The organism is Rhizobium sp. P2_G9 (assembly GCF_056403475.1).
This window is the reverse complement of the sequence record NZ_JBFUFK010000015.1, coordinates 170,538-195,020: the sequence shown is the minus strand read 5'-3', so window position 1 is coordinate 195,020 and position 24,483 is coordinate 170,538. Positions and strand designations below refer to the sequence as shown.

At 62.3% G+C, this 24,483-nt stretch carries 23 protein-coding genes; 4 read left to right on the top strand and 19 right to left on the bottom strand.

Translation table 11 applies throughout. The annotated features are described in order from the left end of the window. Positions 1-14: 14 nt before the first annotated feature. The 4 genes from AC1DYF_RS15180 to AC1DYF_RS15165 are packed head-to-tail and all read right to left on the bottom strand — an operon-like array spanning position 15 to position 3,628. Positions 15-599 (bottom strand): amino acid synthesis family protein, encoded by a 585-nt coding sequence (locus tag AC1DYF_RS15180; RefSeq protein ID WP_477877624.1) that lies wholly within the window; start codon positions 597-599, stop codon positions 15-17. A 5-nt stretch (positions 600-604) separates the two neighbouring features. Then, positions 605-1,189: an amino acid synthesis family protein gene (locus AC1DYF_RS15175; protein ID WP_477877557.1), complete on the bottom strand. Its 585-nt coding sequence runs from the start codon at positions 1,187-1,189 to the stop codon at positions 605-607. Next, complete coding sequence (locus tag AC1DYF_RS15170; RefSeq protein WP_477877556.1) at positions 1,182-2,114, bottom strand: UPF0280 family protein; 933 nt, start codon at positions 2,112-2,114, stop codon at positions 1,182-1,184. The genes AC1DYF_RS15175 and AC1DYF_RS15170 overlap by 8 nt, the downstream gene beginning before the upstream one ends. Before the next feature lie 20 nt (positions 2,115-2,134). Beyond that, complete coding sequence (locus tag AC1DYF_RS15165) at positions 2,135-3,628, bottom strand: 6-hydroxynicotinate reductase (RefSeq protein WP_477877555.1); 1,494 nt, start codon at positions 3,626-3,628, stop codon at positions 2,135-2,137. Positions 3,629-3,810: 182 nt separating this feature from the next. On the opposite strand from AC1DYF_RS15165, the gene AC1DYF_RS15160 reads away from it, so the two are divergent. The 4 genes from AC1DYF_RS15160 to AC1DYF_RS15145 all read left to right on the top strand — a co-directional run bounded on the left by AC1DYF_RS15160 (position 3,811) and on the right by AC1DYF_RS15145 (position 9,974). Next, positions 3,811-4,266: a MarR family winged helix-turn-helix transcriptional regulator gene (locus tag AC1DYF_RS15160; RefSeq protein ID WP_477877623.1), complete on the top strand. Its 456-nt coding sequence runs from the start codon at positions 3,811-3,813 to the stop codon at positions 4,264-4,266. Between the two features lie 226 nt (positions 4,267-4,492). Further along, positions 4,493-4,972: a (2Fe-2S)-binding protein gene (locus tag AC1DYF_RS15155; RefSeq protein ID WP_477877554.1), complete on the top strand. Its 480-nt coding sequence runs from the start codon at positions 4,493-4,495 to the stop codon at positions 4,970-4,972. After that, positions 4,969-8,490 (top strand): molybdopterin cofactor-binding domain-containing protein, encoded by a 3,522-nt coding sequence (locus AC1DYF_RS15150; RefSeq protein ID WP_477877553.1) that lies wholly within the window; start codon positions 4,969-4,971, stop codon positions 8,488-8,490. The genes AC1DYF_RS15155 and AC1DYF_RS15150 overlap by 4 nt, the downstream gene beginning before the upstream one ends. 17 nt (positions 8,491-8,507) lie before the next feature. Continuing rightward, positions 8,508-9,974, top strand: coding sequence for a hypothetical protein (locus AC1DYF_RS15145; protein ID WP_477877552.1), 1,467 nt, complete (start codon positions 8,508-8,510; stop codon positions 9,972-9,974). Here AC1DYF_RS15145 and AC1DYF_RS15140 read toward each other — a convergent pair. The 15 genes from AC1DYF_RS15140 to AC1DYF_RS15070 form a co-directional block, all read right to left on the bottom strand. Beyond that, entirely contained in the window at positions 9,971-10,390 is a 420-nt protein-coding gene (locus AC1DYF_RS15140; RefSeq protein WP_477877551.1) for a type II toxin-antitoxin system MqsA family antitoxin, read from the bottom strand. The genes AC1DYF_RS15145 and AC1DYF_RS15140 overlap by 4 nt on opposite strands. Next, entirely contained in the window at positions 10,390-10,698 is a 309-nt protein-coding gene (locus tag AC1DYF_RS15135) for a type II toxin-antitoxin system MqsR family toxin (protein WP_477877550.1), read from the bottom strand. Before AC1DYF_RS15135 ends, AC1DYF_RS15140 begins: the two co-directional genes overlap by 1 nt. A 41-nt stretch (positions 10,699-10,739) precedes the next feature. After that, positions 10,740-11,444 (bottom strand): ABC transporter ATP-binding protein, encoded by a 705-nt coding sequence (locus tag AC1DYF_RS15130; protein WP_477877549.1) that lies wholly within the window; start codon positions 11,442-11,444, stop codon positions 10,740-10,742. Continuing rightward, positions 11,441-12,166 carry an ABC transporter ATP-binding protein gene (locus AC1DYF_RS15125; protein WP_477877548.1) on the bottom strand — a complete coding sequence of 242 codons (726 nt, stop codon included), beginning with the start codon at positions 12,164-12,166 and terminating at the stop codon, positions 11,441-11,443. The genes AC1DYF_RS15130 and AC1DYF_RS15125 overlap by 4 nt, the downstream gene beginning before the upstream one ends. Next, complete coding sequence (locus AC1DYF_RS15120) at positions 12,154-13,116, bottom strand: branched-chain amino acid ABC transporter permease (protein WP_477877547.1); 963 nt, start codon at positions 13,114-13,116, stop codon at positions 12,154-12,156. Before AC1DYF_RS15120 ends, AC1DYF_RS15125 begins: the two co-directional genes overlap by 13 nt. Then, positions 13,113-13,994 (bottom strand): branched-chain amino acid ABC transporter permease, encoded by an 882-nt coding sequence (locus AC1DYF_RS15115; protein WP_477877546.1) that lies wholly within the window; start codon positions 13,992-13,994, stop codon positions 13,113-13,115. Before AC1DYF_RS15115 ends, AC1DYF_RS15120 begins: the two co-directional genes overlap by 4 nt. A 78-nt stretch (positions 13,995-14,072) precedes the next feature. After that, positions 14,073-15,362, bottom strand: coding sequence for an ABC transporter substrate-binding protein (locus AC1DYF_RS15110; protein ID WP_477877545.1), 1,290 nt, complete (start codon positions 15,360-15,362; stop codon positions 14,073-14,075). 190 nt (positions 15,363-15,552) lie between these two features. Continuing rightward, positions 15,553-15,918: a VOC family protein gene (locus AC1DYF_RS15105; RefSeq protein ID WP_477877544.1), complete on the bottom strand. Its 366-nt coding sequence runs from the start codon at positions 15,916-15,918 to the stop codon at positions 15,553-15,555. 80 nt (positions 15,919-15,998) lie between these two features. After that, positions 15,999-16,433: a YybH family protein gene (locus AC1DYF_RS15100; RefSeq protein WP_477877543.1), complete on the bottom strand. Its 435-nt coding sequence runs from the start codon at positions 16,431-16,433 to the stop codon at positions 15,999-16,001. A gap of 73 nt (positions 16,434-16,506) precedes the next feature. Continuing rightward, positions 16,507-17,499, bottom strand: a complete 993-nt coding sequence (locus tag AC1DYF_RS15095; RefSeq protein WP_477877542.1) for an ABC transporter permease — start codon at positions 17,497-17,499, stop codon at positions 16,507-16,509. Further along, positions 17,496-18,476 (bottom strand): ABC transporter permease, encoded by a 981-nt coding sequence (locus AC1DYF_RS15090; RefSeq protein ID WP_477877541.1) that lies wholly within the window; start codon positions 18,474-18,476, stop codon positions 17,496-17,498. The genes AC1DYF_RS15095 and AC1DYF_RS15090 overlap by 4 nt, the downstream gene beginning before the upstream one ends. Continuing rightward, on the bottom strand, positions 18,473-20,023 hold the full coding sequence (locus AC1DYF_RS15085) for a sugar ABC transporter ATP-binding protein (protein WP_477877540.1): 1,551 nt from the start codon (positions 20,021-20,023) through the stop codon (positions 18,473-18,475). Before AC1DYF_RS15085 ends, AC1DYF_RS15090 begins: the two co-directional genes overlap by 4 nt. 310 nt (positions 20,024-20,333) lie before the next feature. Then, positions 20,334-21,464: a sugar ABC transporter substrate-binding protein gene (locus tag AC1DYF_RS15080; protein WP_477877539.1), complete on the bottom strand. Its 1,131-nt coding sequence runs from the start codon at positions 21,462-21,464 to the stop codon at positions 20,334-20,336. A 219-nt stretch (positions 21,465-21,683) separates the two neighbouring features. After that, entirely contained in the window at positions 21,684-22,715 is a 1,032-nt protein-coding gene (gntR, locus tag AC1DYF_RS15075; protein ID WP_477877538.1) for an HTH-type transcriptional regulator GntR, read from the bottom strand. 78 nt (positions 22,716-22,793) lie between these two features. Next, complete coding sequence (locus AC1DYF_RS15070; RefSeq protein WP_477877537.1) at positions 22,794-24,449, bottom strand: GMC family oxidoreductase; 1,656 nt, start codon at positions 24,447-24,449, stop codon at positions 22,794-22,796. Positions 24,450-24,483 lie beyond the last annotated feature (34 nt).

Genomic DNA, 24,483 nt, shown 5'->3' with positions numbered 1-24,483 from the left:
GAGCTGTCAAGCTGTTATCTCAAGCCGTCTTTGCCTTCGATTTCACTGGCCTTCAGCCCACCGATCCGCGCCAATGGCCGGCCGCTATCGGTCACGGCGACAGCGACCATAATCTCGCCGGCGCGCGGCGCATCGTTGAGAAAAACCCGCATCGCGTCGAAATGACTACGGACATAGGCCGCATCCTTATGCCCGAGCGGGATATCGAGCATATCGCCAGGTTTCCCGATCGCCTTGGATGACGGCACGAGGGCTGCCCCCTTTTCGACCGCCTCGCGCAACGGCTTGCCGAGCGAAGGATGCAGGATGGCGGCGGCGTGTTCGAGTTCGCCATCTTCGCCGACCATTGCCGCCTTGCCATAGCTCTGCGCTTCGCCCGGCGCTATGCCCAGCGCCTCGACGCATTTGCGACCGAGCAGGCCGCCGAGTTCGGCGCCGATGTCGATCAGTGCGCTCAGATCGTCGACATATTGGCCGGCGAAGGGATTGCGGATGACGGCCACGGCTGCGGCCTTGCGGGTGGGTGGCGAGACCGCCTGCCCCATCTCGCCATGCGTTTCCTCGACGAAAACAGCGAGTTTGCGGATTTCGGCACGCAGGCCGGTCACCGCAGGCCGTCCTCACCCTTGATGTCTTCGGCCTTCAAGCCGCCGGCGCGATTGTGGACGCGGGCGCCCGTGGTCATCACCAGAACCAGCAGGATTTCATTGGCGCGCGGCGCGTCGGCAATGCCGACTTCGATCGAGTCGAAATGACTGCGGACATAGGAGGCATTGATATGCGTCACCGGCACGTCGAGCTTTGTGCCTGGACCGCCGACCTTCTTGGTTGACGGCACGATGGCCTTGGCGTCACCGAGCACGGCGCGCGTGCTGTAGCCGCCCGGCGCATGCCAGAGGGCGCCGTGTTCGAGTTCGCCGGCCGTGCCGACGATGGCGCCCTTGCCATAGCCTTCGACCACATTCTTGTCGCCGCCAAGCGCGGCAACCAGACGATTGGCCATGTCGAGGCCGAGCGGCTCCAGGTCCTTCATGAAGCCGGTGATGTCCTCGACATAGCGGCCGGCAAACGGATTTTCGATGACGGCAACCACCGCACCGCGCTTGAGCGGCTTGTCGACCACCGGCCCGCCCTCGTGAAAAATCTCCTCGACGGAGGTGAAGATCTTACGGATTTTTGGTTCAGGCATAGCGTTTCGTCTCCGGAAGGGAAATCTCGGCATCAATGGCCGGGCCATCAGCGGCGAGGCCATCGGCCACCCGGCCGTGACCTTTCAGGAAAAGACCGGCGCGATGGATAAGGCCTGCAGCGATAAAGCGCTCCGCCTCTGCGGCGCCCGATGCAAGTGCGGCCTCGCAGTCCTCGCGGCTCAGATCCCCGCAGCCGGTGACCACCAGATGCTCGCCAAGGTCGCTGTCATCGATCACGTCGACGGCGCGGGCGCGGCGTATGGCTGGATGTCGCGGCAGGTCGACGGCATTGCCGACCAGCGAGGCCGCGGCATCCGCGGCGGCGGCATCGCGGGCAAGGATGGTGACGGAATCGGCAATGCCCATCGAAAGGCTGCGGCCACCGCGGCCCGACGTAGCGACACCGCGTATCGGATGATCTGCTGCGACGACGAAAGCGCCGAGCGCTGCACCGTCTTCGCGCGCCATGCCAACACGGAATTCGGCATTCTGATCGAGATGCAGGGCAATGTCGCCGCCATTGTTGACATAGATGCGGGCCGGCCGCTGGTCGGCGGGAAAGCCGGCCAGCATGGCAGCCAGGATCTCGTCTGCGACAGCGCCGGCCACGGCCGCCATCGGCGTGATGAAATGGGTTTCGGCATAGGGCCTGACCGCCGCCATCATCCGCTGCGCAGTCGTGCCCTTTGGCTCGACGCTATCGCGACGCATCTGGGATTTCAGCAGCGGCAGTTCGGCAACCAGCTCTTCCAAAATGGTCTTGAAGCGGCGGTTGGCGAGCGCAAAGGCATGGTGCCGAAAATAGGCTTCGAGCTCCAGCGAGATCGCCCCGTCGACGCCGATGATCAGGTCGATCGGCCCGTGCTGCAGGTGCAGCCGTCCGTTCTGGTCACCGTCGATAAACTGGGCAGTCGGGCCGATCATCATTCAACTCTTACCGAGGCTCACGCGCCCCATTTGAAATTCTGTTCCGCCGTCGGCCAGGCGCCATGCGAGACCGGAGCGATCTTGCGCTCGGCCAGCGCGAGCGCCTCCTCGATCGGCACGATGGCCTCCATATGGCCGCCGAGCGCGCGATAATCTTCGAGTCGCATGGTGAATTCAATGGGCGCCACCAGCGCCGGCGTCGGCACATAGCCGAAGGAATTGGAGGGCATTTCGGTCACGTCGGCCATGACGGTGATGCCGCCACCGGGCCAGACATAGGCCGGTGCACCACCGCAGGAGACGTGGGTCAGCGCTTCTCGCACCGAGCGGGTCAGCCGCACCGGGTTGGTCGTGACACCGGCGCGCAGACTGCCGCCGGCACCGCCCATGAAGAGCACCGTCGACAGCGCCGGCTCGCAATTCTCGGCGATGATTTCGACGGATTCCTGGATCGGCGCGGGCAGCACGGATTGCAGTTGCGGCTTCAGGTTCTCATCGAGGATATAGTAGCCATATTGCTCGCCGGTGGTCGACACCATCAGCATCCGGAGACCCGGATAGGCAACTTTGGGGTCGAAATCGCCCAGAATCGTCAGCGGATCGGCGATATTGGTGCCGCCCCAGCCAGTGCCAGGTTCGGCGACCTGGAAATAGCGGCCGGGGGTCGAGCGACGGCCCTTGATCTTGATCCCGGTCGACGGAATGTTGAGCAGTTTGCCGGCCTGGTGCTCGGAAAGCACCCCGGTAATGTGGTCGTCGACGACAACGACCTCATCGACCATGTCCCGCCACTGGCGGGCGAACATGCCGATGGTGGCTGATCCGCAGCCGACGCGCATGCGATGCTCCTCGACCTCATTGATAACAGGCGCCTTGCCGGCCTGGACGACGATGCTGGCCCCGCCGTCGATCGTCAGTTCGACGGGTTCGCTGTTACAGAGTCTTAACAGCGCATCGCAGGTGACGCGCCCCTCCTTCTTGGAGCCGCCGGTCAGATGATGGACGCCGCCGAGCGACAGCATCTGTGAACCATATTCGCCGGTCATGACATGGCCGATCGCCTCGCCGTCGACGCGCACGGCCGCCGTTTCCGGGCCGAGGAAGCGGTCGGTGTCGATCTTCACCTTGGCGCCGCAATAAGAAAAGATGCCTTCGGTGACCACGGTCACCATATCGACGCCGTTCTGCTTCTGCGAAACGATGAAGGGCGCGGGCTTGTAGTCCGGATAGGTGGTGCCGGCGCCAACGGCGGTGACGAAGGGCTTGCGCGCATGCACGAGGTCGCCGTTCCAGTCCTCGCCGGGCTCGTCGGGCATGAAGGGCACGACCTTGCCGCCGGCCGAAACCGTGCCTTCGATGATAGTCAGTGGATCGACGCGGATCAGTTCGCCGCCCTGATTGGCGTAACGGTCGCAGGCACCGGCCCGGCCGTCGGCAATGTAGCACATGACCGGACAGGCATCGCAACGGATCTTGCCGTTCTCGGCGGCTTCGACGACCTGCTTGACCATCCCGAAACTCCTGCCTTTGTCGATCTGGACAATTTCATTTGTATGCAAACGAGTATCGGACTCACTTCGCCTTCTGTCAAGCAATCCATTGGGGATCGCGATGCTTCGTTGACAAATGAATTCCGCCCATTAAACCACTCCTTCAGCAGATGGCAATGACGACCGGAATGCCGATGGATACCATGGACGAGAGTGTAGAGCCGGCGGACAATGCAAAGCCGAACGGCGAAGAATACCACGTCGAGCGTCAGATCGGTTTCCTGCTGCGCCAGGCGAACCAACGACATGTGGCCATCTTCTCCGGCATGATGGGCGACAGGCTGACGACGACGCAATGGGCGGCTCTCTCAAAATTGCGGGAAATCCAGCCCAGTTCGCAGAATCAGCTCGGCCGAGAAACCGCGATGGACGTCGCCACCATCAAGGGCGTGGTCGACCGGCTCGTGGCGCGCGGACTGGTGACGACCGAGGCGGACCCGAAGGACGGGCGGCGGCTGGTGCTGTCGCTGACAGACGATGGCCAGAGCACGATCGCCCGCAACATCGAGACTGCTGCGACGGTGACGGACGAAACGCTCTCGCCGTTGACGTCGGCTGAGCGGATGATGCTGCTGGAGCTGTTGAAAAAGATTTGTTGAACGTTGTTTGAGCGGTGGATTTGCCTGTTGTGGATGTCCGTTTTGGGCTCACCAAACATAGGCGTCGGCGGCAAAGCGGACCACAATATTCGTTTGCATACCAACGAGCGTTGGATAAGATGCCGGCAATGGGTATCGACAGCAAAAGCCCAATGGGGAATGTGAAAATGGGTCATCCGCGCGACAGGGGCTTGCGGGCCGATGCCGTGCCGGCGGGATGCTGCCCATGAAGACGCGGCCGATTTCGCTGACTGTCAACGGCGAGAGCCGCACCCTGGATGTCACGCCCGATACGCGGCTGATCTACATTCTGCGCAATGATTTCGAGCTCAACGGACCGAAATTCGGCTGCGGCCTCGGTGAATGCGGCGCCTGTGCCGTGCTGGTCGACGGCCGTTCGGTACGCTCCTGCACCATTTCGGTCGCAGCCGTCGAGGGGCGCGAGATCATCACGCTCGAAGGCCTTGGGACAGCGGCCGAGCCGCATCCGGTCCAGCGCGCCTTCATCGAAATGCAGGCGGCGCAATGCGGCTATTGCCTGAACGGCATGATCGTCGCCACAGTGGGCCTGCTCTATCGCAATCCCGCTCCGGATGAGGATGAGATCCGGCAGGCGCTCAGCCGGCATCTCTGTCGCTGCGGCACGCATATCGAAATCCTCGCCGCCGCCCGCCGCGCCGCCGAGCTCATGAGGCCTGCCACATGAGCCTTCGCGAAACACCGCGTGAACACTATCTCGAAGCGCCTGACATCCTGCTCGTCGTCCGGCCCGGCACATCCAACGAGCCGGACATTTATCTCGCCATGCATGCGGATGGCACGATCAGTGCCTTCAACGGCCATGTCGATCTTGGCACGGGAATCCGCACAGCACTGGGCCAGGTCGTCGCCGAAGAGCTCGACGTGGCTTTCGAGCAGGTGCGACTGGTGCTCGGCACGACCTCGGCCGCGCCCGACCAGGGGCCGACGATTGCCAGCGAGACGATCCAGATCTCGGCCATTCCCTTGCGACAGGCGGCAGCAACGGCGCGCCTGCATCTGCTCGGCAAGGCAGCGCAATTGCGCAATATCGAGACCAATGGCTTCACGGTCGAGAATGGCGTCATTCATCATGGCGACTGGTCGATCCGCTATGCGGACCTGATCGCCGGCCAACATGAAAGGATCGAGATCGATCCGGATGTGCCGATCAAACCGGTAGAAGCCTATCGGGTCGTCGGCAAGGCCCAGCGCCGCAATGACATCGCCGCCAAGGCCCTGGGTGAATGGACCTATGTGCATGATGTTCGCGTGCCCGGCATGCTGCACGGCCGCGTCGTCCGCCCGCCCTATGCCGGCTTCGATCACGGCGAGATGGTCGGTGACAGCCTGATCTCGGTCGACGAAAGCTCGGTTGCCGATATTCCAGGCCTGGTCGGCGTGGTCGCGGTCGGCGATTTCGTCGGCGTCGTCGCCACGCGCGAAGAAAATGCCGTCGAAGCGATGAAGCGGCTCAAAGTGCTCTGGCGGGAGCAGCCGGAGCGGCCCGACCTCAGCGACGTCGAGCAGGCGCTACGCGACAATCCCACACTGAAGACCCGTCTGCTTAGGGAACAGGGCGACATCGACACGGCACTGGCAACGGCTTCGCCGGCCATGTCGCGCACCTATGTCTGGCCCTATCAGATTCACGGCTCGATCGGCCCCTCCTGTGCTGTCGCCGACTGGCGCGACGGCCGACTGACCACGTGGTCGGGCACGCAGAACCCGCACTGGATGCGGCGCGACCTGGCGCAATTGCTTGATATGGCCGAGGATGACATCGTCGTCGAACGGCTGGAGGCGGCGGGCTGCTATGGCCGCAACTGCGCCGACGATGTCACGGCCGATGCCGCCCTGCTCTCCCGCGCCGTCGGCCGGCCGGTACGCGTGCAGCTCAGCCGCGAGCAGGAGCATGCCTGGGAGCCGAAGGGTGCGGGCCAGGTCATCGACGTGCGCGGTGGGCTCGATCTCGAAGGCGGGCCGATCGGCTATGATTTCGAGACGCGCTATCCGTCCAACCTCGCGCCGACGCTGGCGCTGGTGCTGACCGGAAAGATCCGCGGCAATGAGACGATGGAGATGGGCGACCGCACTGCGATCCCGCCCTATGCTTTCGGCAATATGCGCATCCAGGTGCATGATATGCCGCCGATTGCCCGCGCCTCCTGGTTCCGCGGCGTCTCGGCCCTGCCGAATTCCTTTGCGCATGAAAGCTTCATCGACGAACTCGCCGCGGCGGCTGGCGTCGATCCCGTCGAATATCGGCTGCGCTATCTGACCGATCCGCGCGCCATCGATCTCGTCCACGCCGTCGCCGAACGGGCGAAATGGACGCCACGCAACCACTGGGGTTCCGAGGGCAGCGAGGGCGATCTGCTCTATGGCCGCGGCTTCGCCTATGCGCTTTACGTGCATGGACGATTTCCCGGCACGCCAGCGGCATGGTCGGCCTGGGTGGCCGATGTTGCCGTCAACCGCAAGACAGGCGAGATCGCCGTCACCCGCGTCACGGTCGGCCAGGACACCGGCATGATGATCAATCCGGATGGCGTGCGGCATCAGATCCACGGCAATGTCATCCAGTCGGTCAGCCGGGTGCTGAAGGAAAAGGTGGATTTCTCCAGGACCGAGGTCGAGAGTGTCGAATGGGGCGGCTATCCGATCCTGACCTTCCCGGAAGTCCCTGATATCGATGTGCTGATGCTGCCGCGTCCGAACGAAGAGCCGCGCGGTGCGGGCGAATCTGCTTCGGTGCCGAGTGCGGCCGCGATCGTCAACGCCGTCTATGACGCCACCGGCATCCGCTTCCGCGAATTGCCGCTGACGCCGGACCGGGTGCTGGAGGCGCTTGAAGGCCGCAAGCGGGAAAAGGCGCGGGCGACAAAGTTCAGGACCAGACGCTGGTGGCAGGTCGGCCTCGGTATAACCGGCCTGGCGGGCATTGCGGCCGGCGGACTGGCTGTCATGTCGCCGATCCGCCCTGCCTATCCGGAGATCGTGCGGCCCGATCCTGGCGCCTTCAGCACGGCGACGATCGAGCGCGGGCGGCTGGCTGCAGCAGTGGGTGCCTGCAATATTTGCCATGTGGGCAATGATGACACTGCCTTCGCTGGCGGCCGAGTATTCGAGACGCCGTTCGGCCGCGTGGTCGCCGCCAATATCTCGCCGGACGTGAAGAGCGGCATCGGCGCCTGGTCCTATCCCGCCTTCGAACGGGCGATGCGGGAAGGCGTGTCGCGCGACGGCCATCACCTCTATCCGGTCCACCCCTATACCAGCTTCGTCAATGCCGATGAGGCAGATATCCAGGCGCTCTACGCCTTCCTGATGGCCGAAACACCGTCCGCCAACAAGCCGCCGGCATCCGACCTCTATTTCCCCTTGAGCATCCGCGGACTGATGGCCGGCTGGAACACCCTGTTCCTGCGGCCGACCAGCGTCAGCAATACCAGCAAGAGCGAAGCCTGGAACCGCGGCGCCTATCTGGTGGAAAGTCTTGGCCATTGTTCGGCCTGCCATACCGAGCGCAATCTCGTCGGCGCCGAACTGACCGGCAAGGCACATCTCGCCGGCGGTTTCGCCGATGGCTGGGAGGCTCCCGCCATCTTGGGGACGACAACGGGGCCGGTTGGATGGACGGAGCAGGCGCTGTTCGATTATCTTCGCGATGGACATTCCAGTGACCATGGCAGCGCCAATGGTCCGATGACTGAGGTGGTGAAGTCGCTCTCGGCTTTGCCCGATGAGGACATAAGGGCGATGGCGACTTACCTCGCAAGCCCGATGTCGGTGGATGCTGCGTTACAACAGAAGCAAGCGGCGATCACCGCCGCCAACGAGGCAAAGACGGCGGCGGCCCTCGCCGAGCCGGCAGGTGCCAGGATTTTTGACGGCGCCTGCGCCGCCTGCCATACGGATGGGACGCCGCTCGCCAACCTCGCGCTCAACACGGCACTTCACAGCGACAAGCCGGACAACGTATTGCAGGCCATCCTTCATGGTACAGAAGCACCTGCCCGGCTGGCGCGGCAAGCCAAGGCGGAGCAGGTCGAGATCATGTCGATGCCCGGCTTTGCCCAGAGTTTCAGTGATCGGCAACTGGCTGATCTCGCCGCTTATCTCAGGGCCAGGTTTGCGCCGGGCAAGGCGCCCTGGGCGGATTTGCAGGACGCGGCAACGCGGGTGCGAGGCGCGACGGAATGAGGTGGGGGTGGTTTGGCTTGGTCGATCGGCATGACCTGTCCGGCTTCCTTCCATCACCATGTCACCCCAGAGGGAGCCGCTTCCGCACCGCGATAAGCCTCCCACTTGCTCTTGCCCTCCTTTCGCTCCCCACCCTCGCTTTCGCGCATGGCGGCGAGGCTGCAATCATCCTGCTTCTGCCGACAGGTTACTATCTCCTCGGCGCAGCTTTTGCCGTCGCCGCTTCATTCTTCCTGTTGGCGCTCACTCCGGCGCGGCTGACGCAATCGGTCGCCGGCGGGCATCTGCGGCTCGGAATGATCCTGAATGTCCCGCCAGCCATCCCCAGCTTGGTCTCTTTCGTGCTCCTCGCGATCCTTCTCCTGGCCGGCACCTTCGGTACCCGCGACCCGGTTGAAAATCCGCTGCCGACGATGTTCTGGACCGTCTGGTGGGTATGTTTCACCGTGCTGCAGGCGATCACGGGATCGCTCTGGCCGCAACTCAATCCCTGGTCGGGACCGATCGCACTCGTCCGCCGCTTCAATCCCGTCCCACATGCCGATCTGCCCCGGCGCTTCGGCCATCTCATCGCCATCGCCCAATTCGCCGCTTTCGCCTGGTTCGAGCTCGTCGATCCGGCGCCGAGCGACCCGACCCGGCTGGCAAGCGTGATCTTCCTTTACTGGTTCTTCAACTTGGCGGGCGCGCTGATCTTCGGTGAAACCGTGTGGATGGGACGCGCCGAGCCCTTTTCGATACTCCTCAGCCTGGTTGGCCGGCTCTCTCCCTTTCACCGGCAGGCGGAAGGCATGGCGCGCACCGGGATCGACCTCGTCTGGCCAGGTATGAGCCTCGTGACGCATACCGCACTACCGCTCACCGGCGTGCTTTTCGTCCTGTTGACCCTCTCCACCGTCTCGTTCGATGGGCTGTCGCGCACCTTCCTCTGGCTCGGCGAGATCGGCGTCAATCCGCTGGAATTTCCGGGCCGCAGCGCCGTCATGGTGTCCGGTACGTTCGGACTGATCGGCATGTTCGCGGTGCTTGCGGCTGTCTTTCTCGCCGCGGTGATAGTCGGCTGTGCGCTTGCCGGCAGATGGGAAATCTGGCGGGAGGCGGCCGGACGGCTCGTCTATTCAATCGTCCCGATCGCCGTCGGTTTCCAGGGCGCGCATTATCTCACCAGCGTGCTTATTGACGGGCAGAATGCGCTGATTGCAGTCAGCGACCCATTTGCGCTTGGCTGGAACCTGTTCGGTACGGCGCACTGGCAAACCACGACATCGTTCCTCAACACGCTCGATGGCGTGACCTGGATTTTCGATCTAGAGACGATATTCATCACGCTCGGCCATGTCATCGGCATCGTCATTGCGCATCTGATTGCGATGAGGCTGTTTCCAACCCCACGGCAGGCGATCCTCAGCCAGATGCCGCTGGCGGCGCTGATGGTGTTCTATACCGGGTTCGGGCTATGGCTGTTGTCGACGCCGCAGATTTAGCGCAAGTCTTCGACAAGCTCCGGGTGCTTATCCAATAGCCGCAGCAATTGGCTGGTTGGGCCGCTGGGCTCGACAAGGCCTCGCTCGTACTTGTCGAATGCATTCTCACCAACTTTCAAAAGTCCGCCGGCCTCACGCTGCGAAAGCTTTAGCTTTTTCCGGACGCGCTTGATCGTGGAGGGCGACGGAATACCTTCTAATTCTTCCTTGAGTTGACGAAGCGCTGCGTCCGTAACCGACATATCGCTGCCAACATGAACGCCTTCATCGCTCGCTTCCGAATAGTAGCCGGGAAGTTGAACCGTAACACTCTTGCTCTTGTATGTGACCAGGAAAGGCCGCACCCCACGATGCAGCAATTCGCCGTTCTCCGGCGAAACCATCGTCTCCGGCAACTCCCTGCTCAGTTGCTGCATCACGATCTCTCCTTGAACGACATGACCCTGAATTCGGTGACCACGTCAGACTGAAACTTCACATAGAGGACCATGCCCTCGGCTGGTATATGATAAACATCCTGCCAGACACGATGATCGGCGAAGGTCGTCATCGATTTGTAAAACATTCGCCGATCGATGCCCGATATGGTGGCTGCGACGCCCGCCCGATCAAAACCTAGCCCGATTGCATCACGAAGCGCCGTCGACGTCATGGCCAGCGTTTCGACAGAGCCAAGCGTCGCTTTGATTGCTTCCAGATCATAAGTCGGTCGGCTTTTGTCCATGTCAATATGTCACCATTATGGTGGCAGTCAAGTCAATGCTATCAGTGCCCCACGCCCAGATATTTCTGCACCAACGACGCGTCCGCCCGCACAGCGTCCACTCCATATTCTGCCCGCACGACACCTTGCTCCATGAAGGCGATACGGTCGGCCACCGGCAGCACCGCGTCGATGCGTTGCTCGACCAGCAGAACGGCCACCCCGTCGTTGCGCAGCCTGGCCACGACATCGCGGATCGCCTGGATCATCGAGGGCATCAGGCCTTCGGTCGGCTCGTCGWGCATGATCAGCTTGGGTGCGACGCAGAGCGCGCGGGCGATCGCCACCATGGACTGTTCGCCGCCGGACAGCGTGCCGGCGCGCTGGCCCATGCGTTCGGCAAGCGCCGGGAAGTAGGAAAGAGCACGCTGAAGCACGTCCGGTCCGGATTTGCGGGTCATCAGGCCGACTTCGAGATTTTCCCGCACCGTCAGTTCCTTGAACAAGCGTCGGCCTTGCGGCACATAGCCGATGCCGGAGCGCGGGATTTTTTCTGCCGAGAGCCCTGTCAGATCCGCTCCGTCGAGCACCAGCCTGCCCCGCCGCGGCGGCACGAGGCCGAGGATGGATTTGAGCGCGGTGGTCTTGCCGGCGCCGTTGCGGCCGAGCAGGCAGACGATCTCGCCGGCGGCGACGGAGATCGAAAAGCCGCGCAGCACCTGCAACTCACCGTAATAAGTATCGAAGCCCTCCACCTTCAGCATCATGAGCCCGTCCCCAGATAGGCGGCCTGGACTTCGGCATTGGCGCTGATCTCGGCGGGCGTTCCCTCAGCCAGTGTCCGGCCACGATTGAGCACGGTGATGCGGTGGGCAAGCTGCATGACCACATCCATATTGTGCTCGATCAGCAGGATCGTAGCGGTGGTGGAGATGCGTTTGACCAGCTTGCAGAAATTGGCGACCTCGGAATCCGACAGGCCCTGCGTCGGCTCGTCGAGAATGAGCAGTGTCGGCGACAGCGCCAGGCCCATTGCCACTTCGACAAGCCGCTGGTGGCCATAGGCGAGTTCGCCAACGCGGATATCGGCACGGTGGGCCAGTTCCACGGCATCGAGCGCTGCCAAAGTCTCGCGTTCGAAATTGACCTTGTCACCTCGCTGGGTACGGCCGAGCGTGGCCATGCGGATATTCTCCGCGACGGTGAGTTTTGGATAGATGTTGGTGATCTGGAATGTGTAGGCGATGCCGCGCCGCACGCGCCGAAAAGCCGGCAGGCGGGTGATGTCCTCGCCGCGGAAGGTGATGCGGCCGTCGGTCACCGGCGTCCGGCCGGCGAGCAGGCTGACGAACGTCGTCTTGCCGGCGCCGTTCGGGCCGATAATGGCGCGGATTTCGCCTTCCTCAAGGGTGAAATCGACGCTGTCGACGGCGTGCAAGCCGCCGAAATAGCGCTTCAGCCCCTCCGTCCTCAGGATCACATCAGCCATGGCAGCCACCTCTCGCGGATCGTGCCGAGAATGCCCTTCGGGAACCAGATGACGAGGACGATCAGCATCACGCCGACGACCAGTAGATAAGCCGTGGTCACTTCGCTCAACCGGTCGATCATCGTCGTCATCAGGGCGACGCCGATCACTGGTCCAAGCAATGTGCCGGCACCGCCCAGCAGCGTGAACAGCAGCACCTCGATCGAATATTGGATCGAGGCGAAGGTCGAGCCGACATAGCCATCCAGCAGGCCGTAGGCGGCCCCGCCGGCGCCGGCGATGGCGCCGGAATAGAGAAAAGCTTCCAACTTGGCGGCGAAGACATTGAAGCCAAGCATTTCGGTGCGGCCTTCGTTTTCGCGGATCGCCGCGAAGATGCGGCCGCGACGGCTGACAAGGACGAAGAAGGAGATGGCCAGCGCCACCAGCAGCAGGCCGAAGGCGAGATTGAAACGGACGATTTCGTTGGTGAGATCGAAGGTCAGGCCGGCGAACTGAAAGCTGCGGGCCGCATGCGGCAATTTCAGGCCATCCTGCCCGCCGGTCGCATCGGCGAAATAGAGCGTCATCAGGAAGCCGACCTGCGAGAACATCAGCGTCACGATCATGAAGGAAACACGCTGCGTGCGGAGCGACAGGGAGCCGATGACCAAGGCCAGGAGCAGAGCGGCGATCACGCCGCCAAGGAAAGCCAATGGCACCGCAATGCCGAAATGATAGGTCAGCAGGCCGGCGCCATAGAGGCCGGCGGCAAAGAACATCGCGTGTCCCAGGCTCATCAGCCCGACATAGCCGAGCAGCATGTTGTAGCCGACTGCGAAGACGGCGAGCGTCATCATGTGGGTGATCGTCAGCACATAATAATCCGGCACGACGAATTGCAGCAGGAACAGTGCTGCCAGCACGACGACGAGCAGAATGAAGTTGCGGCGCGCGATTGCCGGGGTCATCGCTCGGCCTTTCCGAACAGTCCGTTCGGCCGGATCACCAGCACGAGCGCGACGAGCAGCGTCGAGACCATTTTCGCCAGCGTCGGCGAGAAAAATACGGATAGAATGCCATCCGACAGCCCGATCAGGATCGCTGCGACCACCGTTCCCGGAAGGCTGCCGAGGCCGCCGATGATCACCACGATGAAGGACAGTAACAGCGGGTCGAGGCCCATCAGGTAATGCGCCTGCTGGATCGGCACGACCAGCACGGCCGCTATGGCGGCCAGCATGCCGCCGAAGGCAAAGACGGTGGCGGAGACGCTGTCGACATCGATGCCGAAAGCCCGCGCCGTCTCGCGATCGAGCTGGGTGGCGCGCATAACGAGGCCGATCTTCGTGCGGCGCATCATAAACCAGACGCCGAGCATGAGGACGATCGCAGCGGCGATGATGAACAGCTTATAGCCATCATAGCCGAACCAGGGGAAGCGAATGCGCCAGTAGAAGGGCGGCTCGACGGCCTTGGCGTCCGGTCCGAAGAAGATCAGGGCGGATTGCTGGAGGATGTAGAGCAGGCCGATCGTGGCGACGATCGTCGCCTCGGGATCATAGCTCAGCCGCTTGAGGATCAGCCTGTCGGTGGCGTAGGCGATGGCGCCCACCAGCAATGGCGCGACGATCAGCGCCAGGACGAAGCCGAGCGCCGGATTGTCCGGAAACAGGCTCGACAGGAACCAGGCGAAGACCGCGCCGAGCATGAAGAACTCGCCATGGGCGACATTGACCACACGCATGACGCCGAAGACCAGCGACAGGCCGACAGCCGTCACGGTCAGCACCGATGCCTGCACCAGGCCTTCCAGGATTGCGAGAAAGAGATAGGGGCCAAGACCCATGAGCGACGGCACTTTCGGCAGGCGAACGGGATTGCCCCGCCAGCATTGCAGCCGGCGAGGCTGGATCGTGTTCCGAAATCAGAGGTCCATCTTGGTATAGTCGACTTCGGGCTCGTACATGCCGTCCTCGATCGAGGTCGTGTGCACGACGGTCAGCTTGGTGTTCTCGACCTTGGAAATGTGCTGCTTGCCGAACACCTGGTGGGTCTTGCCGTCGAAGACTTTTTCGCCCTGCGGATGCTCGTTGCTTTCCGGGAATTTCTGCAGCGATTCCAGCGCGACGATGAAATCCTTCTTCTGCTCTGGTCCCTTGTACTTCGCCATCTCCATCGCTTGTTTGATCACAAACAATGTTTCCCATGTCGAAAACATATGGGAATAGGTCGAAATGTCCTTGGGATCGCTGGCGCTGGCGCCATTGGCGTCGAGACCGACCTTTTCGCGGTAGAACTTGTCGAACTCGGTCTGGTCCTTCTGCGCATAACGCGGGAAGGCTTCCCAGAAATAGGTGCCGTCGAGATAATCGAGCTGCGGTGTGGCGAGATCGACGGCTTCCAGCGAGTCGATGAAGCCGAAGATCTGTGGCCGCGAACTGCCGAAATGATCGCCGAGTTCCTTGACGAAAGTCAGAACGGCCGGACCGACCATGACATGGTAGATCACCTCGGTCTCGGCCGGGATCTGCGGGAAATAGCGGGTAAACGAGCTTTCCGTCGGCGGGATCGGGATCAGGCCGGCAATCGAGCCCCCCTGCGCCTTGATCGCGGCGGAGAAATAGTCGCGATGATCGTGGCCGAAGGCATAGTCGGGGAAGATCATCGTGACCTTCTTGCCGAGGTTCTTCGAAATCCACGGCGCCATCGACGACACCTGCGACTTCACATCGGTGATGCCCGGCTGGAAGGTATAGCGGTTCAGGCCGCCCGAGGCGAGCTGATGGCCTTCCGAACAGACGAGATAGGGCACCTTGAGTTCACCGGCGCGCGGGCCGGCCGCAGCAACGACATGCGAGAACAGGTGACCGAAAATCGCATCGACCTTGTATTCGGTGGCAAATTTCTCGACCACCTCGGTGCCGCGCTTGGGATCGGTGCCGTCATCCTCGACGATCATCTCGATCGGCATGCCGTTGATGCCGCCGGCATCGTTGATCAGCTTGACCGCGGCTTGCGCGGTGCGCTCATACCAGCGGCCGTAGGAGGCGCCGATGCCGGTGCGGTGGAAGGGCGCGCCTAGCTTGATCGTGCCGCCTTCCGCGCCGCGCGCAACATAGGGTGAGGCGATCAGTGTCGCCGCACCCGCGGCCATGGTCTTGAGCGCCGTGCGGCGCGTGATGGCAGAGCCTGCCGAAAAGATCGAATTGGTCATTTGGCGTTCCCCAGTTTTCGTTTTGAACCTATGTCGACGCAAAATCGGACGTAAACAGAACCCCAGAGGGCTCATTCCCCATACGGAGCTCTCCGGCTCCTTAGATCGTATGTGTACGAAAGATTATGCGGGTTTGCAGACGGCTGTCAATTGTTTTGCTGGGGCCCGATCCTGTCATAAAAAGCGGCCATCAATCGACCTTGCGGAAGGCACGGCTGGAAACCGAAATGGAGTTCAGGCAGGGATCTTTGGCGTTGGCGAAAGAGTAGCCGTCGGCCTGATGAATCGGGCCGAATTCAAGCCCGTTCCCGGCACTTCGGGCGCAGAAGGCTTCGACGTCTTCGACATCGAAGCTAAGCTTGACGATCGTCTGGCCGCCGCTCTTCTGGCTCTTGGCCGCCGGATGCAGCAGAATGTTGGCGCCGCCGTCCTGCGCGACAAGTTCGAGAATGCGGTCGCCAGGCAATTGCCGTCGCTGGAAGCCGAAATGCTTCTCGTAGAAAAGAGCCGTCGCCTCCATGTTCCTGGCGTAAATAAGCAGTCTGTTGAGCGGCATGTCAAACCTTTGCCTGCGATTGCACCGCAGGCAAAGTAAACGCCGAAAGAGGATTGCGCCAGTCCGCGTGATGGTCGCAATCAAGGCTTGAGATTGAACAGGCCGAGACCGCTGCCATCCATGGCGAAGGGCACCGATTCATGCTCATGCGCGATCTTCCAGCCCGAAGGCATCCTTACCAGACCGAGCGTCAGGCGGTACCAGAGATCGACCTTATAACCATCAGTCTTGGTGCCGCTCATGTTGACGAAGCCGGTCCAGAAGGCGACATTGTCGCCGATGGTCAGCTTTGCATCGCGGACATCGCCGCCGACCCCGCTTTGCCAGGTGTCGAACCAGGCCTGCAGACCCTTCTCATCCTTACCTTTCGTGCCCAGCGGCGCGGCCAGGGAATAGTGTACGACATCGTCGGTGACATAGGACATCGCCCCCGCCGCGTCCTTGCTTGCGAACGCCTCTGCCCGGGCGATCAACATGGCATTGATTTCATTTTCGATAGACTGTCTGTCGGTCATAACCTTCTCCTTCCTCGGTTTCCCCTATGACGCGGGAGGAGGCACCGTTTCGACAAAAGCTGTGAAAATGTTTCTAGCGACTGGCTGGGGTGCGGCCGTAGAGGAGCAACATGACGATGATGACAACGCCATAGATGATCTGACGGCCTGCCTCCGGCATCTGCATCACAGCCAGGATCGATTGCAGCAGTGTGATCAGGATGACGCCGGCGATCGTGCCAAGATAGGAGCCTTTGCCGCCGAGGATCGACGTGCCGCCCAAGACGACAGCCGCGATCGAAGGCAGGAGATAGGCGTCGCCCATCGACTGCGCGGCCTTGGACGCATAGCCCGCCACCAGCACGCCGGCGAAAGCGCTGAGCGCGCCGGAGATGACAAAGGCAGTCATGACGATGCGACGGGTGTTGAGGCCGGAGAGATAGGCTGCGCGCTCGCTGTTGCCGATGCCGTAGATCGAGCGGCCATAGGTGGTGCGGCTATAGAGGAAGACCATGACCGCGCTGACGATCGCCCAGACGATCACCGCATTCGGCAGGCCGGGAATGATGAAGCCGGTCGCCAGCCAACGCACCGCGGGCGGGGCGGAATCCTGCGGCGAGAAGCCGCCGGTATAGAGCACCATCAGTCCCGACGCGACCACATTGGTCGCCAGTGTGACGATCATCGACGGGATGCGCATATAGGCGACGCCATAGCCGTTGATCAGACCGAAAAGCGCGCCGCAAAACACGCCGACAGGGATGGAAAGGATATGGCCGGTGAGCCCAAAGCCGGCGGTGGCGCAGGCCATCATCGCGCCCATGGTCATCACCCAGGGCACGGAAAGGTCGATCTGGCCGAGCAGGATCACCAGCATCATGCCCGCCGCGACGACACCGAGGAAGGAGGCGACCTTCAATTGTTGCACGAGATATTCGAGCGACAGGAAATTGCTGGAATAGAGCGAACCGAGGATCAGCAGCAGAATGATGCAGCCGAAGGCGGTTGCCACTGCCGGGTCGACGCGGCGAAGGAAGGCAGGCAGGCGGAGAGCCGAGGGCGCGCGTTCTTCTGTCATGTCGCTCATTGAAACCATTCCAAACGGTTGCGGACACGCAGGAGACCGATGGCGCCGATGCTGATCGCGATCACCAGCACCATGCCTTGCAGCAGTGGCTGCCAGAGCGGGTCGACGTCGAAGACGAAGAGCATGTCACCCGTGGTGCGGGCGGCAAAGGCTCCGAAGATCGCGCCGATGGCGCTGCCGCGCCCGCCGAAGAGCGACACGCCGCCGAGCACGACAGCGGCGATCGACCAGAGCGTATAGGTGCCGCCGGACTGATAAGCCGCCTCGCCCGAATAAGTCGAGAATGTCAGGAACAGGCCAGCCAGACCGGAGAACAGGCCACCGAGCACATAGGCGGCAAACTTGCCACGCCGGATCGGCATGCCCGACATGAAGGCCGCTTGCTCGGAAGAGCCGGCGGCATAGGCGGCGCGGCCCCAGACGGAGCGGCGGAACGGCACCCAGACCACGATGACGACGACCAGCAGCAGGATCAGGCTGGTGGGGATGACGTCATAGGTCTGGCCGGTGATGAAATCCGCGAGGTCTTCATTGGTCTCGCCGCCGGGAATCGGGCGGAGCAGCAGTGCGATGCCATAATAAATGGCCGAGGTGGCAATAGTGGCGACGATCGGCTGAAGCCGGCCATAGATGACCAGACCACCATTCAGCGCGCCACAGGCCATGCCGGCGAGCAGGACACCGATGATGCCGATCGTCGTCTGCCATCCATCGCCAACGACGATATAGGAGGCAAGGCAATTGGTCAGGATAAAGACCATGCCGACCGAGAGATCGATGCCGGCGGTGAGCACGACCAGTGTCTGCGCCATGGCGACGAAGGCGAGCAGCACGCCCTTGTTGGCAGCGGTCTGGACCACGTCGGCGGAGAAGCCGGCGGGATGGTTGGCGATATAGATCGTGAACATGATCAGGAACAGCGCCAGCCCCATCAGCGTGCCGCGTTGTTCGTTGAACCAGTAACGCCATTCCTTCATCCGGCCGTCTCCAGTCTGGGCGCATTCTCGACATTGAGCGCGCTGGCGATCAATGCATGTTCGGTCATCCCCTCGCCTTCCAGCTCGCGCACGACGCGGCCGTCATAGAGAACCAGCACGCGGTCACAGCAGCCGATCAACTCGTCATAGTCGGTCGAATAGAAAAGAATGGATGCGCCGGCGTCGGCGAGCCGGCGAAGCAGCTGATAGATCTCCTGCTTGGTGCCGACATCGATGCCGCGGGTGGGATCGTTGAGCAGGATGATGCGGGGATCGCGCATCAGCCATTTGGCAATCACCACTTTCTGCTGGTTACCGCCCGACAGCGTACCGACCGGGATGTCCGCTCCGGCGGTTTTGATGGCGAGCAGCTTGATCATCCGGTCGAGCAGGTCGTTTTCCTTCGGGCGATCGATGATGCCGGCATTGGACATGCGGTCGAGATTGGCGAAGGAGAGGTTTTCGCGCACCGTCATCGGCAGCATCAGGCCTTCGGTCTTGCGATCCTCGGGGATCAGCGCCATGCCGTTGCGTTCGTCGCGCGCCTGGGCGGGGCTGTTCAGGCTCACCGGCTTGCCGTCGATGGCGATGCTGCCGGTGGTGCCGCGCAGCACGCCGAACAGTGCCAGCAGCAGCTCGCGCTGGCCCTGGCCATCAAGGCCGCCAAGGCCGACGATCTCGCCCTTGCCGATCTTGAAAGAAATGTTGTTGAGCCGGTCGGTCCAACCGAGGTCCCGGCATTCCAGCACCGGTATGCCGATCTCATGACGCGGCGGCTTGGGCGGAAAGACATTGGAATATTCGCGGCCGATCATCATCTCGACCACTTCGTTGTCGCTCTTGGTACCGTATTTGTAGCCTTCGACACGGCGGCCGTTGCGGAACACGGTGCAATCATCGGCCAGTTCGGCGATCTCGTGCATGCGGTGCGATATATAAAGCAGTGCCAGTCCCTCGCCGCGCAGGCGCTTCAGCACCGCGAACACCTTGGTGACGTCGCTTGCCGTTAGCGCCGATGTCGCCTCGTCGAGGATCAGAACACGCGGCCGCCAGGCGAGTGCCTTGGCGATTTCGACCATCTGCCGGCGTGACAGCGGCAGGTCGCGGATCATGGCGCGGGGGTGAATGTCCTCGGCTCCCGCGCGCGCCAGCGCCTCCTCGGCAATGGCACGTTGGGCGCCGCGGTCGATGAGGCCGAAATGCTTTGGCGGGTTGGAAATGGAGATGTTGTCAGCGACGGAAAGGTCGGGGATCAGCGACAGTTCCTGAAAGACGCAGGCAATGCCGGCGCGCGCCGCCTCGGCCGGTGAGCGGAAGCGGACATCGCGGCCCTCCATCAGCATGCGGCCTTCATCCGGAGCAACGACGCCGGACATGATCTTAATCAGCGTCGATTTACCGGCGCCGTTCTCGCCGAGAATGGCATGGATGCGGCCGGCGTGAACGTCCAGAGACGCATTCTCCAAAGCCCGTACGCCGCCATAGCGCTTCGAAATGCCTTCCATACGGAAAAGCGGCGTGGTGGTTTCTGACTCTGCTACGGCCATGTACTATCCGTTTCACTGCTTCAGGGAGCGGCCCGCTCTGGGGGCCTGAGTTCATCCAAGGGCAGCCATTCTCAAGGGAAGGGTTATCGCCTGTAGCAAAGACCCTCTCTGGCCTGCCGGCCATCTCCCCCACAAGGGAGGAGAAGACTTGCGGCTTGCTCCCTGCCTCAATCGGGGCATAGCGGTGCCGCGGGTTAAGCCCCTCCCCCTTGTGGGGAGGGGGCTTCGCGCCATAAGCGACATCCTGAGAGACGTGCCTTCACCGCGGGCTTTCGCCCGCGGTACCTATTTCAAGCGAACCAGCAAGAGCTCACTGGTTTTCCTTCGTCTGGCCCATGATTTCCTGGGCAGAGAAGTTGATCTTGCAGGTCGGGAAGGAGTTGCCGACGAAGAAATTGTCGGACTGCTTCGGATAGTAATCCTGATCCGCCTTGAAGTTCGGGTCTTCGACGATAGCGAGCGGCAGCTTGACCGACTGCGGCACAACTTCACCCTCAAGTGCTGCGATCGCCGTCTTGATGGCAACCGCGACCTGTGCCGGGCCGGTGCCCGCTGACGAGCATTTCAGGCCATCGCCGGCAAATTTGGCGCAGAACTTGCGGAAGCCATTCTCGGTTTCGCCGCCGAATGGCACGAACGGATGCTTGGCATCGATCATCGCCTGCACGACGCCGGTGTCACCACCCTGTGCAGTGATGGCGTCGAACTTCTTGTGCACGGCGATCGCATCGGCGGTTGCCTTCTGCGCGGTCGGGTCATCCCATTTGCCGAGCACTTCGACGACGTCCCATTTCTTGCCACTGGCATCGAACGTCTCCTTGATGCCGTTGTGGCGGTCGGTATCGACAGACGTGCCGGGAACGCCACGCACTTCCAGCACCTTGCCGCCATTGGGGACGTGGTCGACGATCCACTTGGCCCAGAGCGCGCCGAGGCCCTTCTGGTCGACATTGACGTTGATCGCATCCTGCGTGTCGAGGATATTGTCGAAAGCGACGAGCACGACACCCGCCTTCTTGGCGCGCTTGATCACCGGTCCGAAGGCAGTCGGATTCTGTGCGTTGACGACGATCGCATCATAGCCGGAATCGATGAAGTTGTTGATCGCGGCGAGCTGCGCAGGCACGTCTTCGCCGGTCGAGACGACCTTGAATTCCTTGAGCTTGGCCTTGACGTCCGGCTGCGACGCATAGGCCTTGGCAGTCTGGATCATCTGGATGCGCCAGGTATTGGCGATGTAGCCGTTGGCGAGCGCGATCCGATATGGGCCTTTCTTTTTCTTGAACTGGAAGAACTTGGTCTTGTCCGACCAGGGCACGAAGCATTCCGGATCCGCTGACGGTCCCTTGACGATTTTCGGTCCTGCGGCATGAGCTGAAGTCGTCGCCATGAGCGCGAATACAGCAGCGGCAGCAAAGCCGCCGACGATAGTCTTGATCATTGAATTCCTCCCAAATGTTGCCAAGACCGGCCGTCGACCATCCGCCGCCAGGCACGCTCCAAAGGAACTGGAGCACTCGGCCCCGGTGTCTGGGTATCGTATCGTTTTAGGCAAGCCTTAGACGCCCCCGGGCTCCTCTCCCTCGGCGTCATGGGAAAGGATGGTAGCGCTACCAAAACCAATTGTAAAGGGGCGTCCGCCGCAGCTCACGCGACTATATCAACGCAGCGTGCTGGCGCGGATTCTTAGTTCGAAGCCAAGGTCGACGATGCGGTCCCTGACCGTCTGGCCATTGAGCTCGGCCAAGGCCATGGCAATGGCGCGACGGCCGATCTCGTAGCGCGGCGTGCGCACGCTGGTGATCGGCGGATAGGCCGCTTCCATCATTTCCAGATCGTTGAAACCGGCGATGCACATGCGCGACGGCACGGCGATGCCGGAACGGTTGCAGGCGAAGAGCACGCCGAGTGCGATGTCGTCATTGTTGCAGACCACGCCGTCGAGCCCCGGCACGCGCTCGATCGCCTCATGAAACAGGCGCATGCCGACAGTGACGCTCGAGGATTGGGTCGTGGTGGTGACAAGCCGACTGTCGAACTTGCCGGCAGCCTGCATGGCCGATTTGTAGCCTTCCATGCGACGGTTCGAGCGCGGGTCCATGCGCGCACCGATGAAGCCGATGCGCTGGCAGCCGACATCGATGAGATGCTGCGCCGCCCCCTTGCCGCCTTCGAAATGCGAAAAGCCGATCATCATGTCGATCGGGTCCGGCCCGATCTCCATGATCTGGACGACCGGACAATCGGCCGTCTCCATCAGCCGCCGCGTCGTCGGCGATTGATCGATGCCGGAGATTATCAGTGCCGAAGGATGCTGGCTGAGGAAGACTCTTAGGAGCCGCTCTTCCTCGCGCTCGGAATAGTGGGTGTTGCCGAACTGGACCTGCAGCGCGCTCTCGCCAAGTCCGTCATGAATGCCGCGCAGAACATCGGAAAAGACGTTGTTGGTCATCGACGGGATCAGCACGCCGATGACGTCGGCGCGCACCGAGGCCAATGCCCGGGCATTCGGGTTGAGCACATAGCCCAGGTCCTTGACTGCAAGATCGATGCGCTCGCGCAGTTCCGGCGAAACCCGCTCCGGGTCACGCAGTGCCCGCGACACCGTGATTGAGCCGACACCGGCGCGATCGGCGACGTCGGAAAGCGTCGGCCGGCCGCTGCCTCGGCGTGATCTCTGCTTGAGGGTCATGCTACTTGCCAATTGTTTTTTATCCCAAGCATAGGGCACGTTTTGCGGATTTGTACAGGTCTTGCTGTTCGCCTGATATCATCGGACAGTGGCGCGTGCGCGCGGGCGAAGATCGTTGCGCTCGTGCTGGAAGATCGCCGGCGGCAAGGGTTCGCGCTCGCGGATGATGTCGGCGCCCTTCTCGCCCACCATGATGGTCGGGGCGTTGGTGTTGCACGAGGGCACACGCGGCATGACCGAACTGTCGCAGACGCGCAGGCCTTCGAGACCGCGGACTTTGAGGTCGAGGCCGACAACGGCCATGTCATCTCTGCCCATCTTGCAGGTGCCGACCGGGTGGTGGTCCGTCTTGGCGTTGGCGCAGCCATAGTCGAACAGTTCTTCATCCGTCTGGTATTTCGGGCCCGGCAGGCGCTCGGCCATGACATAGGGTTTCAGCGCCGCTTGCTGCATGATCTCGCGGGCAACCTTCAGGCCTTCCAGCGACATCACTCTGTCATGCGGGTCGGACCAGTAATTCGGATCGATCAGCGGGGCGGCGGCCGGATCACTGGATTGCAGCCGCACGGTGCCGCGCGAGCGTGGATGCAGATAGGCGGAGTTAAGCGTCACACCGGCATTTTTCAGCTTCTCGACGCCCGCCTCGATGCCCGAGCCGAGACCGAGGTGGAACTGGATGTCAGGCGAGCGGGCATTCGGGTCGGCATACCAGAAGCCGCCGGTCTCGAACAGGCTCGACGCCACCGGGCCGGTCTTGAACAGGACATACTGGATGCCTGCCCAGAGGGTGCGATGCAGCTTGGCGACGCCGTCATAGGTGTGGTCGCCGGTGCATTCGCAGATCACGAACAGGTCGAGATGATCCTGCATGTTGCCACCGACACCGGGCAGGTCGTGCCTGACCTCGACACCGACGGAGCGGAGGTGGTCGGCCGGGCCGATGCCGGATTGCAGCAGGAGTTTTGGCGAGCCGATGGCGCCCGAGGAAACCAGAACTTCGCGGCTGGCGCGGATGATCTCGAACCCCTTCGAGGTCACCACTTCGACGCCGACGGCGCGGCGACCTTCGAGCACGATACGGGCGACGCGGGCACCAAGCCGAATTTCGAGATTCTTTCGGTCCTTGATCGGCGAGAGATAGGACAGCGAGGCGGAAGAGCGCGCGCGATTGCGCTGGGTGAGCTGATAGAAGCCGACGCCGGCCTGCTGCTTGCCATTGAAATCATGATTGTAGGGAATGCCGAGTTCCTGGCCGGCGCGAATATAGGCGTCGCAGATCGGCAGCGCCGAGACCGGCATGGAGACGCCGAGCGGACCGCCATAGGAATGATAGTCATCGGCGAAGCGCTGGTTGTCCTCGGCGCGCTTGAAATAGGGCAGAACGGAGCGGTAGTCCCAGCCGGCGCAATTATCCTCGCTCGCCCAGAGATCGTAGTCGGCGGCATTGCCGCGGGTGTAGAGCTGGGCATTGATCGATGAGCCGCCGCCGATCACCTTGGCCTGGGTATAGCGCAGCACGCGGCCCTTCATGTGCTTCTGCGGCACGGTGCTCCAGCCCCAACTCGCCACGCCCTTGGTCATCTTGGCGAAACCGGCCGGCATGTGAAACAGCGGATTCCAGTCGCCGCCGCCGGCTTCGATCAGCAGGACCTTGATGTTGGGGTCTTCGGTCAGGCGATTGGCGAGCACGCAGCCGGCAGGGCCGGCGCCGGTGATGATGTAGTCGTAGGTCATGTTGTCCCCGCGGGGTAGACGGGGGCCCGCGGTC